The sequence below is a fragment of the Bradyrhizobium cosmicum genome (assembly GCF_032290525.1).
Classification (GTDB): Bacteria; Pseudomonadota; Alphaproteobacteria; order Rhizobiales; family Xanthobacteraceae; genus Bradyrhizobium; species Bradyrhizobium cosmicum_A.
The window spans coordinates 371437-387691 of sequence record NZ_JASXTA010000002.1 but is presented as its reverse complement, the minus strand read 5'-3'; the positions used below and the strand labels follow the sequence as shown (position 1 = coordinate 387691).

12 protein-coding genes are annotated in these 16255 nt (G+C 65.7%); 4 read left to right on the top strand and 8 right to left on the bottom strand.

What is annotated here, in order from left to right:
• Positions 1–17 precede the first annotated feature (17 nt).
• Positions 18–905, top strand: a complete 888-nt coding sequence (locus tag QSV46_RS05575; RefSeq protein WP_314947597.1) for a 50S ribosomal protein L11 methyltransferase — start codon at positions 18–20, stop codon at positions 903–905.
• A gap of 74 nt (positions 906–979) precedes the next feature.
• Here the strand turns inward: QSV46_RS05575 and QSV46_RS05570 are convergent, their stop codons facing one another.
• On the bottom strand, positions 980–1153 hold the full coding sequence (locus tag QSV46_RS05570; protein ID WP_314947595.1) for a hypothetical protein: 174 nt from the start codon (positions 1151–1153) through the stop codon (positions 980–982).
• Between the two features lie 188 nt (positions 1154–1341).
• Between QSV46_RS05570 and QSV46_RS05565 the strand changes: the two genes are divergently transcribed.
• Positions 1342–3168 (top strand): aminopeptidase P family protein, encoded by a 1827-nt coding sequence (locus QSV46_RS05565; protein ID WP_314947592.1) that lies wholly within the window; start codon positions 1342–1344, stop codon positions 3166–3168.
• Between the two features lie 288 nt (positions 3169–3456).
• Positions 3457–4731, top strand: coding sequence for a multidrug effflux MFS transporter (locus QSV46_RS05560; RefSeq protein WP_314947591.1), 1275 nt, complete (start codon positions 3457–3459; stop codon positions 4729–4731).
• 153 nt (positions 4732–4884) lie between these two features.
• On the opposite strand, the gene ligA is transcribed toward QSV46_RS05560, so the two are convergent.
• Positions 4885–7038, bottom strand: a complete 2154-nt coding sequence (gene ligA / locus QSV46_RS05555; protein WP_314947588.1) for an NAD-dependent DNA ligase LigA — start codon at positions 7036–7038, stop codon at positions 4885–4887.
• Between the two features lie 120 nt (positions 7039–7158).
• On the opposite strand from ligA, the gene QSV46_RS05550 reads away from it, so the two are divergent.
• Complete coding sequence (locus QSV46_RS05550) at positions 7159–7446, top strand: GIY-YIG nuclease family protein (protein ID WP_314947585.1); 288 nt, start codon at positions 7159–7161, stop codon at positions 7444–7446.
• An 89-nt stretch (positions 7447–7535) separates the two neighbouring features.
• Here QSV46_RS05550 and recN read toward each other — a convergent pair whose 3' ends face one another.
• The 6 genes from recN to QSV46_RS05520 all read right to left on the bottom strand — a co-directional run bounded on the left by recN (position 7536) and on the right by QSV46_RS05520 (position 15932).
• Complete coding sequence (gene recN / locus QSV46_RS05545) at positions 7536–9209, bottom strand: DNA repair protein RecN (protein ID WP_314947583.1); 1674 nt, start codon at positions 9207–9209, stop codon at positions 7536–7538.
• A gap of 13 nt (positions 9210–9222) precedes the next feature.
• Positions 9223–10113, bottom strand: coding sequence for an outer membrane protein assembly factor BamD (locus QSV46_RS05540; protein ID WP_314947581.1), 891 nt, complete (start codon positions 10111–10113; stop codon positions 9223–9225).
• A gap of 246 nt (positions 10114–10359) precedes the next feature.
• Positions 10360–11322: a UDP-3-O-acyl-N-acetylglucosamine deacetylase gene (gene lpxC / locus QSV46_RS05535; protein ID WP_314947579.1), complete on the bottom strand. Its 963-nt coding sequence runs from the start codon at positions 11320–11322 to the stop codon at positions 10360–10362.
• Positions 11323–11685: 363 nt separating this feature from the next.
• Positions 11686–13491 (bottom strand): cell division protein FtsZ, encoded by a 1806-nt coding sequence (gene ftsZ / locus QSV46_RS05530; protein WP_314947577.1) that lies wholly within the window; start codon positions 13489–13491, stop codon positions 11686–11688.
• Between the two features lie 87 nt (positions 13492–13578).
• Positions 13579–14901 carry a cell division protein FtsA gene (gene ftsA / locus QSV46_RS05525; protein WP_314947573.1) on the bottom strand — a complete coding sequence of 441 codons (1323 nt, stop codon included), beginning with the start codon at positions 14899–14901 and terminating at the stop codon, positions 13579–13581.
• Entirely contained in the window at positions 14898–15932 is a 1035-nt protein-coding gene (locus QSV46_RS05520) for a cell division protein FtsQ/DivIB (protein WP_314947570.1), read from the bottom strand. The genes ftsA and QSV46_RS05520 overlap by 4 nt, the downstream gene beginning before the upstream one ends.
• Positions 15933–16255: the final 323 nt, after the last annotated feature.

The following is a 16255-nucleotide window of genomic DNA, read 5'->3' as shown; positions in this document are numbered from 1 at the left end:
TGTAACGGAACCCTAGAATGCAGCTCTCCCCCACCCATCGTGCCAGCTTTTCAATCGGCAGCGAGGCCGCGGCCAGGCGCGTCGTCGATGTTCTTACGGAGGTCTTTTTCGATGGCGATACGGCAGTCGCCGCCTTTGAACGAGCGGATGGACAATGGGACGTCACGCTCCATTTCGCCGAGGCGCCCGACCAGGCATGGCTGCGCGAACTCGTTGCAACTTCAGCAGGAAATGAGATCGCCGACACGCTTCTGTTCGACATCGTCGAGGCCAGGGACTGGGTCAAGGCGAGCCTTGAGGATCTGGTCCCGGTGCCGGCCGGCCGTTTCGTCGTGCACGGCAGCCACGACCGCGACCGTGTGGCGCCGAACAAGCTCGCCATCGAGATCGAGGCGGCGCTTGCCTTCGGCACCGGCCATCACGGCACGACGCGTGGCTGTTTACTGCTGCTTGACCATGTCCTGAAGAGCTCCCGGCCGAGGCGCCTCCTCGACCTCGGTACCGGCACAGGTGTGCTGGGCATCGCCGCAGCGAAGGCCCTGCATCGCGCGGTGCTCGCCTCGGACATCGACCCGCCTTCGGTGCGGGTGGCGGCCGGGAATGCGACGCTGAACGAGGTCGGCAACCGGGTCCGGGTGATCCGCGCCACCGGCTTCGCTGCGCCGGATTTTGCCAGATGCGGCCGGTTCGACCTGGTGCTCGCCAATATTCTTGCCAACCCGTTAAGGCAATTGGCCGGCCCGATGGTACGGCATCTCGCCCCCGGCGCCCATGTCATCCTCTCGGGCCTGTTGACCCACCAGGCTCCCGCCGTGGTCGCCGCCTACCGCGCCCGCGGCCTCGTGCCGCTGCGGCACCTGCGAATCGAGGAGTGGAGCAGCTTGTTGCTGAAGAAGGTGGAGTGAGCGAGATGGTGGGCACGGCGCATTGCGCCTTTGCCCACCCTCCGGCATCGCCGATGTGGCGCTACGATGTGGCGCTACTTGGCCTCTTTCTCGTCACCCATCTTCGCTGAGCGCAAGGCACGTCTCGCGCGACGCGCGGCAAGACGGTCGATCATCTGGCTGATGAGACCGCGTGGCTTCTTCGGTATCGTCGCGGCCGGGGCGCGTCGCGCCGGCGGCGAAATCTTCTCAAACGTGAACGCCGGCATCGTGTGTCCCCTCGCCGTTGAGATGAACCACTTGCTCGAATTTTCCTGTTATCCGGACGAAGCGCAACTGCCGCATCCCGCACTCCACTCAATTCGAATGGAACTTATTCAAGCACAGTCCGTGCCAGATGCGACCTCAAATGCGTCTACATTGCGGACTGATCCTCATGATCCTAAAGTGATCCACCATGTTCGAAGCGCACTTTCAGACATTCGAGGAGCCCGAGGCCGGCGTCGCGTTGACGGCGCGGCTTGCCGCGCTCCGTGAAGAACTCGCCCGCCGCAAGCTGACCGGCTTCGTTATTCCGCGCGCCGACCAGCAGCAGAACGAATATGTTGCGCCCTCGGAAGAGCGGCTGGCCTGGCTGACCGGCTTTACCGGTTCGGCGGGATTGGCGGTGGTGCTGACGCACGAGGCCGCGGTCTTCGTCGACGGCCGCTATACGCTTCAGGCGCCCAAGCAGGTCGATACGAAAGCCTGGGCGGTGGAACCGCTGGTCGATCCGCCGCCGGAAAGCTGGGTGTCGACGCACCTCAAACCCGGCGACCGCCTCGGATTTGATCCGTGGCTGCACACGTCTTCGGCAGCCGAGCGCCTGTCTGCCGCCTGCACCAAGGCCGGCGCCGAGCTGGTCGCGGTCGACAGCAATCCGGTCGACGCGATCTGGCAAGACCGGCCGCAGCCGCCGCTCGCGCCAGTCGCGGTGCATAGCCTGCAAAATGCCGGGGTCGCCGAGGCCGACAAGCTGGTGCAGATCAAGAGCGAGATCGACAAGCTCGGCGTCGAGGCGCTGGTGCTGTCCGACAGCCATGCCGTGGCCTGGACCTTCAACATCCGTGGCGCCGACGTCGCCCATACGCCGCTGCCGCTGTCCTATGCGCTGGTGCCGAAGGACGGCCGTCCCACCATCTTCATCGATCATCGAAAACTCTCCAACCTCTCGCGCGACCATCTCGAGCAGTCCGCCGACGTGCGCGAGCCCGATGCGATGGCACCGACACTGATGGCGCTGGCGACAGGCGGCGCGGCCATCGCACTGGACAATGCCACCGCCGCCGACGCGCTCAGCCGGTTGATCGCGAGCGCCGGCGGCAAGCCGGTCCGCGGCAGCGATCCGATTGCACTGCTCAAGGCGGTCAAGAACCCGACCGAAATCAAGGGCACGCGGACGGCGCACCGGCGCGATGCGGTGGCGCTGGCGCGCTTCCTCGCCTTCATCGACCGTGAGGCGCCAAGCGGCAAGCTCACCGAGATCGACGCCGTCGAGGCGCTCGAGACGTTCCGCCGCGACACCGGTGCACTGAAGGACGTGTCGTTCCCGACCATCTCGGGCACCGGCCCGAACGGCGCCATCGTGCACTACCGCGTCACCCGCAAGAGCAACCGGCGGATCGCGCCCGGCGATCTCTTGCTGATCGATTCCGGCGCGCAATATGAAGACGGCACCACCGACGTCACCCGCACCATGGCCGTGGGCGAGCCGACGGCCGAGATGCGCGACCGCTTCACCCGCGTCCTGCGCGGCCACATCGCGATCGCGCGCGCAGTGTTTCCGGACGGCACCAATGGTGCCCAACTCGACACGCTGGCGCGGCAATATCTCTGGGCCGCCGGCGTCGATTTCGAGCACGGCACCGGCCACGGCGTCGGCAGTTATCTCTCGGTCCACGAAGGGCCCGCGCGGATTTCAAAGCTCGGCACCACGCCGCTGAAGCGCGGCATGATCCTGTCCAACGAGCCGGGCTACTACAAGACCGACAGCTTCGGCATCCGCATCGAGAACCTCGAGCTGGTGGTCGCCGCCGACATCGAGGGCGCCGAGAAGCCGATGAACGCGTTCGAGACGCTGACCCTGGCGCCGATCGATCGCCGCCTGATCGAGGTTGCGATGCTGAGCCGTGACGAGCTCGACTGGCTCAACGCCTACCATGCCCGCGTGCGAGCCGAGGTGCGGCCGGCGCTGGACGAGGCGACCAGGGCGTGGCTCGACCAGGCGACGGCGGAGCTGCAATAGCGCCGCGCATGGCGCTACGCGATTTGCGCAAGGCTGTTCCTGCACAATGACTGTCATGCCCCGCGCAGGCGGGGCATCCAGTACGCCGCGGCCTCCCGAGTCAGTCACTACTGCCTCTGGAATACTGGATTCCCCGCTTTCGCGGGGAATGACAGCGGAGGCCGGGGCGCTTATTCGCACCGTCATCATAACCGTCCCGGAATCCGTATAGCGGCATTCCGAAACGCCGATATCGGTCTTGCGCGAGCACGCTACAGTCCGATTCGGATTTCAGCGAGACGGACACGCGTGCACGGCATGATCAGCAGGCCGCCGGGAGCGGCGACCAACCTCGCGACGTCGCGCGTGGTGTTGCTGCTGCTGGTCGTGATGACCGGGATCGCGCCGATCTCGCTCTATATGTTGGTTCCGGCGCTGCCGGTGCTGGCGACAACATTCAGCAGCGACATCTCGATCGCGCAGATGACGGTGTCGCTCTATATGGTCGGCATCGCGCTGTCGCAGCTGATCATGGGGCCGCTGTCGGATCGCTTCGGGCGGCGCCCTGTGCTGCTCGGCGGGCTTGCGCTGATGGTCGTGGCCAGCGTTGCCTGCATCTTCGCGCAAAGCCTGCCGCAACTGATCGCCGCGCGCTTCTTCCAGGCGCTGGGCGGCGCTGCCGGCATGGTGGTGAGCCGCGCCATCATCCGCGACATCTACGAGCGCGACCGCGTCGCCTCGATGATCAGCCTCGTCATCGCCGCCCTGATGATCGGGCAGATGGTGTCGCCGCTGACCGGCGGCCTGATCGAGACCGCGTTCGGCTGGCGCGCGATCTTCTACGCCATCACCATCGGCGCGATCGCGGTCGCCGTCGGCATCGCGGTGGCACTGCCGGAGACACGCCGCACCCGCGCTGCCGGCAGCGGCTTTCGCGGCGACGTCGACATGCTGATCAGAAACCGCGCCTTCGTCGGCTATGTGATGTGCCAGGTGCTGGCCTCGCAGATCATCTTCACCTTTGCCGGCGGCGGGCCCTACATCGTGGTGACGCAAATGGGCCGGACCAGCGCCGAATACGGCGCGTGGTTCGCGACGTCAGGCTTTGCCTATCTCGTCGGCAATCTGCTCTGCGTGCGCTTTGCCCCCAGGCATTCGCTGGAGAAGCTGATCTGGTTCGGGCTGGCCCTTCAGCTCGGCGGCAGCCTGCTGAACCTGCTGTGGAGTTTTGCCGGTTGGAACGAGGCGCCCGCCTGGCTGTTCGGCACGCAGATGATCGTGATGGCCGGCAACGCCTTCGTGATGGCGAACTCAGCGGCCGGCGCAATCAGCATCCGCCCTGAAGCCGCGGGCACCGCGTCGGGCGCGATGGGCTTCCTCCAGCAGGGCATCGGCGCCTTGATGTCGCAATTCGGCGCCTATCTCGGCGGCCACTCCGCAACGACGCTGCCGCTGACCTCCGCGGTGCTCGCCATCTCGCTGCTCTGCGCCTGCATGATGATCTTCGTCGTCCCCCGCCGCGAGGTGGTCGTCAGCGAGACGCTGATCGAGCGGGCGGAAGAGGAAGAGAGCGGGATGATGTGAGGGGGCGGGACGCGTCAACAATCGCAGTGTCATGCCCGCGAAGGCGGGCGTCCAGTACGCCGCGCCTCTCGGTCCTATCACAGCTGTCTCGGAGTACTGGATCGCCCGGTCAAGCCGGGCGATGACAGCAGAGTAAAAGGCGCGAACGCCTCCTCACTCCCCGATCAGCTTCAGCCACTCGTCCTCGGTCAGCACCTGGACACCGTGCTTGTTGGCCTCGGCAAGCTTCGAGCCGGCGCCGGGGCCGGCGACGACGAGGTCGGTCTTTTTCGACACCGAGCCCGACACCTTGGCGCCAAGCCGCTCCGCGGTCGCCTTGGCCTCGTCGCGCGTCATCTTCTCCAGCGAGCCCGTGAACACCACCGTCTTGCCGGCAACGGCCGAATTGCTCTTCGGCTTCTCGGCATCGACGATCTCGACTTCCCCGGTCAGGCGCTCGACGATGCCGCGATTGTGGCTCTCGCCGAAATAATCGGCGATGCTCTTGATCACGGTGTCGCCGATCTGGTCCAGCGCGTCCATCTCGGCGATCGCCTCCTCGTCGCCCTTGGTGACCTTCAGGCAGGCGTCATGGAAGGCGTCCCACGAGCCGTAGCCGCGCGCCAGCGCCAGCGCCGTGGTCTCGCCGACATGGCGCATGCCGAGTGCATAGATGAAGCGCTCCAGCGCGATCCTGCGCCGGCTCTCGATGGCGCCGAACAGGTTGCGCACCGAGGTCGCGCCGTAACCCTCGATCTCCTCGAGCTTGAGTTTTGAATTGCGCTTCTCCAGCGTGAAGATGTCGGCGGGCTCCTTCACCCATCCTTCGTCGAAGAAGTACTGAAGCTGCTTCTCGCCGAGCCCGTCGATGTCGAAGGCGCGGCGCGACACGAACAGCTTGAGGTGCTCGATCTTTTGATAGGGGCAGGCGAATTCGCCGGTGCAGCGGGCACGCGAGCCCTCCTCGCCGGTTGCCGTCTCCTCGCGCGTGACGTCGGTATGCAGCGGACACGGGCATTTCTTCGGGAAGTGGAATTCCCTGGCGCTCTTCGGCCGCTTGTCGAGGACGACGTCGACCACCTGCGGAATGACGTCGCCGGCGCGCTGGATCACGACGGTGTCGCCGATCCTGATGTCGCGGCCCTCGCGCAGCACTTCGCCCTTGTTGCCGATACCCTTGATGTAGTCCTCGTTGTGCAGCGTGACGTTCTGCACGATCACGCCGCCGACGCCGACCGGCTCGAGCTTGCCGACCGGCGTGAACGAGCCGGTGCGGCCGACCTGGATCTCGATGTCACGCAGCACCGTCATGGCGCGCTCGGCCGGGAATTTGTGGGCGATGCCCCAGCGCGGCGTGCGCGAGACGAAGCCGAGGCGCTCCTGCCAGTCGATGCGATCGACCTTGTAGACGACACCGTCGATGTCGTAGTCGAGCCTGGCGCGCTGCTCCTCGATTCCATGATGGAAGGCGAGCAGCTCCTCGACGGAGTGACAGAGTTTCGTCAGCGGATTGGTCTTGAAGCCGCAGCGCTCGAACCAGCCGATCATGCCGCTCTGCGTCCCCTCCGGCATCGCGCTCATCTCGCCCCAGGCATAGGCGAAGAAGCCGAGCGGGCGCGAAGCGGTGATGGTTGGATCCTTCTGCCGCAGCGAGCCTGCAGCCGAGTTGCGCGGATTTGCGAAAATGGTGCCGCCTTCCGCCTTCTGCCGCTCGTTGAGCGCGAGGAACGCCTTCTTGGTCATGTAGACCTCGCCGCGCACTTCGCAGATATCGGGGACGTTGCGGCCCTTCAGCTTCTGCGGCACGTCTTCGAGCGTTCGGATGTTGGCGGTGACGTCTTCGCCGACCGCGCCGTCGCCGCGGGTCGCCGCGGTGACGAGCTCGCCGCCCTCGTAGCGCAGCGACATCGACAGGCCGTCGATCTTCGGTTCGGCAGAGAAGTTCACCTTGTCGTCGTCGAGCTTCAGGAAGCGCACGATGCGGCCGATGAAGTCGCGCACGTCCTCCTCGGCAAAGGCGTTGTCGAGCGACAGCATCGGAACGGAGTGCCGCACCTTCTTGAAGCGGCCCGACGGCGCCGCTCCGACCTTCTGAGAGGGCGATTCCGCGCTGACGAATTCAGGAAAGCGCTTTTCGATCGCATTGAGGCGCTGGCGCAGCGCGTCGTATTCGGCGTCCGTGACGCTGGGCGCGTCGTCCTGATAGTAGCGCTCGTTGTGCCCCTCGATTTCGAGCGCGAGCCGCATGTGCTCGACCTTGGCTTGCGCCTTGGTGAGCTCGGCGACGTCGCGAGGCGGTGTGGCTTTGGATTTTGCTGCTCTTGCCATTATACTTATGGTTGTATCTCGTCGTTCCGGGATGGTCCGAAGGACCAGACCCGGAACCTCGAGATTCCAGGCTCGCTCTTCGTGCACTCCGGAATGACAATTGAGAAAGGCTCGGGAGTCATGGCGTATTACGTCTATATCCTAGCAAGCCGGCGCGACGGAGCAATCTATGTGGGCGTCACCAATGACCTCATACGTCGTGTCTATGAGCATCAAATCAAAGCCGTTCCGGGCTTCACGGCGAAATACAACATCACTCGGCTGGTTTGGTTCGAGGCTTATGATGATCCAGTCTCGGCGATAACGCGCGAAATACAGCTGAAGAAGTGGAAGCGCACATGGAAGATTCAACTGATCGAGAAAGACAATCCGAAATGGGATGATCGTTACGAGTCGATCTGCAATTAACTCCGTCATTCCGGAGGCCGGCCCGCAAGGCCGAACTCGAATCTCGAGGTTCCGGGTTCGATGCTTCGCATCGCCCCGGAAAGACAAACCTAAGCCGTCGCCGCCTTCAGCAGCCGGTCCGCGGCTGCCCTCGCCTCCGCCGTGATCTCGGCGCCGGCGAGCATGCGGGCGATTTCCTCGCGGCGGTGGTCGGCGGCCAATGCGTTGACGCGGGTGGCGACGCGCTTGCCCTTGTCCAGCGCGTCCTTGGAGATCAAGAGATGCTGGTCGGCGCGGGCGGCGACCTGCGGGGCGTGGGTCACGGCCATCACCTGAACCTTGCCGGCGAGCCGCGCCAGCCGCCCGCCGATGGCATCCGCGACCGCGCCGCCGACGCCGGTGTCGATCTCGTCGAACACGAGCGTCGGCGCCGAGCCGCGATCGGACAGCACGACCTTGAGCGCCAGCAGGAAGCGCGACAGCTCGCCGCCGGAGGCGACCTTCATCATCGGACCCGGCTTGGTGCCCGGATTGGTCTGCACCCAGAACTCGACGCGGTCGAACCCTTGCGGGCCTGGAGCGGCCTCGTCGGTTGTGACCTGGGTCATGAATTTCGCGCGTTCGAGCTTGAGCGGCGCGAGCTCGGCATTGACGGCCTTGTTGAGCTTCTCGGCCGATTTCTGCCGCGCCAGCGACAGCTTCTTGGCGGCGGCGGCATAGCGCGCATCGGCCTCGATCGCGGCCTGCTCCAGCTTTTTCAGACGCGAGGCGCCGGCATCGATCAGAACGACGTCGGCAGCATATTTGGCGGCGAGCGCGGCGAGCCCGTCCACCGGCGTCGAATATTTGCGCGAGGCGGCGCGCAGCGCGAACAGCCGCTCCTCGATGCGTTCGAGCTCGGCCGGATCGAAGTCGGTTGCGGCCAGCGCCGCCAGAAGATGCTGGTCGGCTTCCTCCAGCGCGTTGATCGCGGTGTCGATCGCCCTCACGGCGGGCTCGACCAGCGCCGGCGAATTGACGCCGCGGCGCTCCAGCCGGCGCACCGCCGCCGACAGCGTCGCGACCGGCGAATGATGGCCGCCGACGGCCTCCTGCGCCTCGCGCAGATCGGAGGCGATCTTCTCGCCCTGCATCATGGTGGTACGGCGCGAGGCCAGCGAGGTCTCCTCGCCGTCCTTGGGCGCGAGCTGCTTCAGTTCGTCGGAGGCGTGGCGCAGATAGTCGGCCTCGCGCGCGGCGCGCTCCATGCCGGCGCGATGCTCCTCAAGCGCGGTGTTGGCGGTCCGGCGGGCGTCCCAGAGCGTTTCCACGGCCGTAACGTCCTTTTCCAGGCCGGCAAAGGCGTCGAGCAGGCGGCGGTGGGTGGCGGCATCGACCAGCGCGCGTTCGTCATGCTGGCCGTGGATCTCGACCAGGGCGGCGCCGACCGCCTTCAGGGTCTGCACGCTGATCGACTGATCGTTGATGAAGGCGCGGGTGCGACCGTCTGCAAGCTGCACCCGGCGCAGGATCATCTCGCCGGTATCGTCCAAACCGTTCTCGGCGAGGATCTTCGCCGCGGGGTGATTTTTGGGGATATCGAACACGGCAGTGACCTGCCCCTGCTCCGCGCCATGACGCACGAGACCGGCGTCGCCGCGGCCGCCGAGCGCCAGTGCAAAGGCATCGAGCAGGATGGATTTGCCCGCACCGGTCTCGCCGGTCAAAACCGCAAGACCAGTGGCGAATTCGATATCGAGCCGTTCGATCAGGACGATGTCACGGATCGACAGACGCGCCAGCATGGAACCAGATTTCCTAGCCGAGACCCATTTTCTTGAAGGTCCGGCTAATCCAGGACCCCTGATTCTCGCTCGGTTCGAGACCGCCGGATTTTACAAGATTATAGGCGTCCTTGTACCAGCGGCTGTCAGGAAAATTGTGCCCGAGCACGGCCGCCGCGGTCTGCGCCTCGCCGACGATGCCGATCGCCATATAGGCCTCGGTGAGACGGAACAGCGCCTCCTCGACGTGGCGGGTGGTCTGGTACTGCGTGACGACGGCCTTGTAGCGATTGATCGCGGCCGTGTAGTCCCGCTTCTGCATGTAGTAGCGGCCGACGTTCATTTCCTTGCCGGCGAGCTGGTCGCGCGCGCCCTCGATCTTGGCCTTGGCCGAGGTCGCATATTCCGAGTTCGGATATTTGCGGTTCACCTCTTCCAGCGCGGCGATCGCCTTCTCGGTGCGGGCCTGGTCGCGGCTGATGTCGGGGATCTGGTCGTAATGGGAGGCGGCGATCAAATACTGCGCATAGGCCGCGTCGGGGCTGCCCGGATGCAGCGTGACGTAGCGGGTGGCGGCGCCGATGCAGCCGTCATAATCGCCGCCCTGGTAGGACGCATAGGCCGACATCAGCAGCGATTTGCGGGCCCAGTCGGAATAGGGATGCTGGCGGTCGACCTCTTCGAACTTCTTGTTCGCCGCCTTCATGTCCTTCTTCTCGTTCATGAGGTACAGGCCCTCATTGTAGATCTTGTCGGCGGGCTCCTCGGCGAAGGTGTCGTCCTTGGCGGTGAACTTGTCCCAGAGCGCGCCGGTGCCGCAGCCGGCCAGCGGCAGCGCGAGCATGATGAAGGTGGCAGCGTGAAGCAGCCCACGGACTCGAGACGAGACCGGGAGATATCCGCGCGTCATACGCTGTGCCGACATGAGTTTAAGCCCTGACGCCCTGTAATGCGGTGTCCGCCAGCCCATGAACCCCGTCACGGGCGCGAAATGTAACCGTGGTGCCTGCCATGCGACCACGCCGGTGTAACCGAAAAACGATCTTGAACCAACCGGATAGGCAGGCATTTCGCCCGGATTAAGGCGAACGCGCCGCAATCCTACCCGATCATCGTTACCAGGAGTTTCCCGGAGAAAGCCGCCGAGCGCCAGCGGTAACGGGTCGTCCGTTCAGGACACATCCGGCCCATAGGCCGCGGCGATCCGGCCGCCGACGATGCCACGACCGGTTTCGGCCACCGGACGCGTGGTGCGGCGGGCCGCCTCGCCTTCGACCACCCGCCAGGCGGTACGGTCGGCGAGCAGCGCGGTCAGGACGGCATGGTTGAGCTTGTGGCCGCCACGCACCGAGCGGTAGGCGCCGAGCAGCGGCAGGCCGGCCAGCGCGAGGTCGCCGATCGCGTCCAGCACCTTGTGGCGGGCGCATTCGTCGGCGTAGCGCAGGCCCTCGGTGTTGAGCAGCCGCTCGTCGTCGAACACGACGGTGTTGTCGAAGGAGGCGCCGAGCGCGTAGCCCGCGCTCCAGAGCCGGGCGACGTCGCACATCAGGCCGAAAGTCCGGGCACGGCCGACTTCGCGGCGGAAGCGTTCCGGGCTCAGGTCGAAGCCGTAGCTCTGCTGACCGATGACGGGATTGCTGAAGTCGATCTCGACCTCGGCGCGGAACCCGTCGGCGTAGGGCCGGATCTCGCCGAAGGAGTCGCCGATCTTGACCGAGATCGGCTTCAAAACCTGAATGAAACGGCGCTGCGCCGGCTGGCTGACGATGCCGGCCTGGTCGATCGCCGCAATGAAGGCCGCGGCGCTGCCGTCCATGATCGGCACTTCCGGACCGTCGATCTCGATGGTGGCGTTGTCGACGCCCATGCCCCGTAGCGCAGCCAGCACGTGCTCGGCCGTGGATACCAGTGGGCCGCTGCGATCGCCGAGGACGGTGGCGAATTCGGTCGCGATCACCTGATCGGCGGTCGCCTGAACTTCGCGGTCACTTCCCTCAAGTCCGGTGCGGACAAAAATAAAACCCGCGTCGACAGGCGCAGGCCCAAGGGTGAGGGTGACGGGAAGACCGGAATGAACGCCCACGCCTGCCACAGAGGCTTGCGCACGAAGCGTTGTTTGCCGGCTAAATTTCATCAGGAACCGCCCCACTACGACCCAACGCGACTTATACTAGACCCGCCCGGCCGGCCAGTGCCGACGCTTCGCGAATCCGTATCCCCAAGTCACGGGCAAACCATAGTCACTGCCCCAAACAGCGCCAACTCACGCTTTTTTACCGATTGTTACCCCAAACCCGCCGTATTCGCGCCAAGGCTTAACCAAATTGCGCCGGGGTTTGGACTGTCATCGGCAGTTTTTACTGAACCATGGAATGCGTAATTAATGATTTAAAATCAGTTATTTGCCTGCGCAATCCGGGTATGCACGGGACCAAAAGAAAGGTCCCGGCAAGCTTCCCGCCGGGACCTTTTTTCGTCTGCCTTATTGTAACAATCCTCAGGTCGCCTGGCGCCGCAGGAAGGCCGGGATATCAAGATGGTCGTCACCCTGTGGCGCCGGCGCAACAGGAGTCGGACGGCCATGCACGTCCAGGCCCTGAGGCGCGGGGCGGCGGGCATACTCAGATACCGGCTCACTGGCCGCGATCTGTTGCGCCACGCTCTTCTGCGGACGGCGCTCGGGCAGCGGCGGCATCGCGGGACCAGCGGTGCGGGCGGCGACCGGCGGCTCGCTCTCCTCGTCACGGCGGCCGAGGCCGACATTGGCGAGACGCTGGAGCAGCGACAGGCGGCTCTTTTGCGGGGTCTCTTCTTCAACCTCACCGCGGGCCTGGCGAAGCTCGGCCTGGGCCGGCATCGGCAGTTCCTCGATCCGCGGCATCCGCGGTGCACGGACCGGCGCACGCTCGGCCTGCGGCGGGATGAAGGTGTCCGGCGTCATCGGCTCCTGCATCGCGAGCGGGGCCATGTCAGGCTCCGGGAACAGCGTGGGCTTCTGCGCGATCGGGCGCACCGTGACGTCGCCATAGGTCTGCATCGGCGCGGGCGCCTGCGGAACCTCGGCAACGGCAGCCGCAATGGCGGCAAGCGCGGCGCGCTCGACGTTCTGACGCGGCGCGACAGGGACGGTACCCGGAGCCGATGCTGCGGCCGGGATCTGCGCTTCCAGCTTCTGGGCGCGCTCGGCCATGCGTTGGTTGTCGGCGCGCAGACGCGCGGTCAGGTCGGCGAGACGGCTCTCGGCGACGGCCGCCGGAGCGGCCGGAGCCTGCTGCACCTGCGGCGGCGCCGCATTCGCAACCGGAGCGCTGGTGGCCTGGGTGTTGCGGGCGATCGCAGCCTGCTCGATTCCTGTGGCGACGACCGAAACGCGGATCAGGCCGTCGAGCGCTTCGTCGAAGGTGGCGCCGACGATGATGTTGGCGTCCTGGTCGACTTCCTCGCGGATGCGGGTCGCGGCTTCGTCGACCTCGAACAGCGTGAGGTCCTTGCCGCCGGTGATGGAGATGAGGAGGCCCTTGGCACCCTTCATCGAGCTGTCGTCGATCAGCGGGTTGGCGATCGCGGCTTCAGCGGCGGTCAGCGCGCGCTTGTCGCCGGAGGCCTCGCCGGTGCCCATCATGGCCTTGCCCATCTCCTTCATCACCGCTCTCACGTCGGCGAAGTCGAGGTTGATCAGGCCTTCCTTGACCATCAGGTCGGTGATGCAGGCAACCCCAGAGTAGAGCACCTGGTCGGCCATCGCGAAGGCGTCGGCGAAGGTGGTCTTCTCGTTTGCAACCCGGAACAGGTTCTGGTTCGGGATGATCAGCAGCGTGTCGACCACCTTGTGAAGCTCGTTGATGCCGGCTTCAGCGGTGCGCATGCGGCGGCCGCCCTCGAAATGGAACGGCTTGGTCACGACGCCGACGGTGAGGATGCCCATGTCACGCGCGGTCTTGGCGATGACGGGGGCTGCACCGGTGCCGGTGCCGCCGCCCATGCCGGCGGTGACGAACACCATGTTGGCGCCGGAGAGATGGTCGCGCAGTTCGTCGATCACCTCTTCGGCCGCCGCCGCGCCGACGTTCGGCTGCGAACCCGCGCCGAGGCCCTGCGTGACCGCCGTACCCATCTGCACGATGCGCTGCGCCTTCGACATCGTCAGCGCCTGCGCGTCGGTGTTGGCGACCACGAAGTCGACGCCCTGGAGGCCCGCCGTGATCATGTTGTTGACGGCGTTGCCACCGGCGCCGCCGACGCCGAACACGGTGATCCGGGGCTTCAGTTCGTGAATATCAGGAGCATTGATGCTGATGGTCATGTTTGCCTCTCGATCACGCGCGCGTGGGTTCGCCCCGGCCGTCGGCCGCGGGAGTTGGTGAAAGTCGGGAATTGCGGAAATGAGTCATCAGAAGCCCTCGCGTAGCCATCGTCCGACCTTTCCAAAATAGCCGCCCGTTCCTGTCTTGACCTGCTGCCGCGTATGCCGCGGTTCGACATGTTCGTGGTGAACATATTGCGGGTAGACAAGGAGCCCGGCCGGCACCGCGAACGCGGCGTTCTTCGCCTCGTTGGGCAGCCGGCCGAAACCGAGTGGACGTCCGACCCGCACGGGCCGGCCGAGTATCTGGGTGCCGAGTTCGACGAGACCGGTGAGCTGCGAGGCACCGCCCGACAGCACGACGCGGCCGTTGGGCTCTGAGGCGAAGGGCGAATCCTTCAGCTTGTCCCGAACCATTTCGAAGACTTCCTCGGCACGGTGCTTGACGATGTTGGCGATGGTCGCGCGGGAGACGATCTGCGGCAGATCCTGCTCGTCACCGGCTGTCGGTACAGACATCAGCTCACGCGAGTCCGATCCGCCGGTGATGACGGTCCCGTATAACGTCTTGATTCGCTCGGCATCGGCAATGGTCGCGGAGAGTCCGCGCGCCAGATCCATCGTGATGTGTTGCCCGCCGACAGCAAAACCCGCCGCATGGACGAAGCGGCCGCCGGCATAGACCGCGATCGTGGTGGTGCCCGCGCCCATCTCGACGACGGCAGCGCCGAGATCGGCCTCGTCGTCGGTCAGCACCGACAGGCCGGCCACATAGGGGCTCGCCGCCATGGCTTCGACATTGATGTGGCAGCGCTCCACCGCCAGCATCAGGTTCCGCGCCACGGTGGCATCGCAGGTGACGACGTTCATGTCGACGCCGAACTGATGGGCGACCATGCCGCGCGGATCGCGGATGCCCTTGGCGCCGTCGAGCGTGTAGCCGACCGGCAGCGCGTGCAGCACGGTGCGACCCTCGCCGGTGGCGTGACGCATGCCGGTGGAGGTGACGCGGCTGACGTCGGCCGGGGTCACCGCGCCACCGCGGATGTCGGCGGCAGCTTCGACCAGCTGGCCGGAGAGCCGGCCGCCGGACACCGACAGCAGCACGGATTCGACCCGTACCTTGGCCATTTTCTCGGCAAGCCCGACGGCCTGGCGCACCGCCTGCTCGCATTCGCCGAGATCGACGACCGCGCCGGCCTTCATGCCGCGCGACTGGATCTGGCTGTAGCCGATCAGCTCCACTGCATGGGTACGGCCGCGCAGCGCGTCGCTCGGTGCCGACGGCTTCAGCCGCGCGATCATGCAGGCGATCTTGCTGGTGCCGATGTCGAGGCAGGCGACGAGGCCGCTGCGCTTGTGCGACATCGGGCGTGTCTTCGGCGTCTGGGTGCGATCAAGACCGGTCATGCGGCGTCCCCGGCCTTCTTTTTCTTCTTGTCCTTGAACAGGTCCTCGCGCGCCTTGGCGGCGTCTTCGGACAGCTGCACCACCAGACGATCGGGCAGGCGCATGTCGACGGCGACGATGTCGCGGGAGAACAGCCTGTCCTCCTTGTCGAGCCTGGACAGCATCGCCAGCGCATTGCCGACGTCCTGCTCGGGCAGGCGGATGTCGAGACCGTCCTTGAGCCTCAGGTTCCAGCGCCGCTCGCCGACATAGATCGCGGCCTTGGTCACCGAATTGACCTGCGGATAGCGCGCCAGCAGGGCCAGGAAATCGCGGGCCTGGGTGTCGGCGCCCTTGCCGACCACCAGCGGCAGCGACAGGAACCGGCGCGAGACGTAGGGCTCGAGCAGGGCGCCGTCGTCGGCGATGACGGAGAGCCGGCCGGCCTCCTGCCACAGCGCGAACGCCTGCCGCTCGGTGATGTCGATCATGAGCCGGCCCGGATAGAGCTTCAGCACGGTCGCATCCGCGATCCAGGGATTGGCCTTGAGCTTCTCGCGCACGACATCGGCGTCGAGGAACAGCAGCGAGGAACGGCCGCTGACGCCGCCGATCGCGAGGATCTCGTCCTGGGTCAGCTGCTTGCGGCCGTTGATCGCGACGGAGGTGATGCGGAAGCCGGCGGAATTGGCCAGCGCGTTGCGGGCGTCGCTGACCGCGGTGACGAAATCCTGGAGATGGCCACCCTTGACGATGCCGAAGCCGCAGCTTGCAACCAGCAGCAGCACGGTCATGGTGATCCCGACCCGGCGTGGCAGATAGCGCTCGACCAGCGCGACCACGCGCGGCGGCGGCTCGCGCTCGATGACGGGCTTGGCCTTGGCCTTGATCCTGTCCTTGGCGGCAGCGCGCTTCGCGTGAAGCTTTTCCTGGCGCTTGTCCTGCACCCACTCGCGCAGAAGCACGACCGCTCCGATAGCGGCCGCCTTCAGGTCAGCTTGGGGCCTCAGCGATCTGAAAATCGATCGGGTGAGGCTTCCTGCACGATCCATTGCACGAGCTCGTCAACAGTTTTCCCGCGACACCGCGCGGGTCCTGGCGAATCTGACGTCTCGGTCTTGCCGGGCCGGGTGCTGGTCTTCAACAGAAGAAGCCTCTCCCGTTCAAAGCGTTCGCTGGAGGTGACGTCACCCAAAGCAGCTCGCGCGCCGGCAGCCAAAACGCCATATGCGCCGCCAGCGTTAACCTTCGGATGTCCTGGTAAACAAAAGGTAAACTTCGTTAACGCGGGATGCGTTTTGCCCAGGCGAGTGAGGCATTTATGCCGCGATGTCCGGCATTTTACCGGATTTGGAGCCCAAAGCGGGCCGTTTCG

What these genes read in the sequence shown, in the direction of transcription:
- QSV46_RS05575 (WP_314947597.1), top strand. Translation starts at nt 18, where the DNA reads ATGCAGCTCTCCCCCACCCATCGTGCCAGCTTTTCAATCGGCAGCGAG.
- QSV46_RS05570 (WP_314947595.1), bottom strand. Translation starts at nt 1,153, where the DNA reads ATGCCGGCGTTCACGTTTGAGAAGATTTCGCCGCCGGCGCGACGCGCC.
- QSV46_RS05565 (WP_314947592.1), top strand. Translation starts at nt 1,342, where the DNA reads ATGTTCGAAGCGCACTTTCAGACATTCGAGGAGCCCGAGGCCGGCGTC.
- ligA (WP_314947588.1), bottom strand. Translation starts at nt 7,038, where the DNA reads ATGGCAAGAGCAGCAAAATCCAAAGCCACACCGCCTCGCGACGTCGCC.
- QSV46_RS05550 (WP_314947585.1), top strand. Translation starts at nt 7,159, where the DNA reads ATGGCGTATTACGTCTATATCCTAGCAAGCCGGCGCGACGGAGCAATC.
- recN (WP_314947583.1), bottom strand. Translation starts at nt 9,209, where the DNA reads ATGCTGGCGCGTCTGTCGATCCGTGACATCGTCCTGATCGAACGGCTC.
- QSV46_RS05540 (WP_314947581.1), bottom strand. Translation starts at nt 10,113, where the DNA reads ATGTCGGCACAGCGTATGACGCGCGGATATCTCCCGGTCTCGTCTCGA.
- lpxC (WP_314947579.1), bottom strand. Translation starts at nt 11,322, where the DNA reads ATGAAATTTAGCCGGCAAACAACGCTTCGTGCGCAAGCCTCTGTGGCA.
- ftsZ (WP_314947577.1), bottom strand. Translation starts at nt 13,491, where the DNA reads ATGACCATCAGCATCAATGCTCCTGATATTCACGAACTGAAGCCCCGG.
- ftsA (WP_314947573.1), bottom strand. Translation starts at nt 14,901, where the DNA reads ATGACCGGTCTTGATCGCACCCAGACGCCGAAGACACGCCCGATGTCG.
- QSV46_RS05520 (WP_314947570.1), bottom strand. Translation starts at nt 15,932, where the DNA reads ATGGATCGTGCAGGAAGCCTCACCCGATCGATTTTCAGATCGCTGAGG.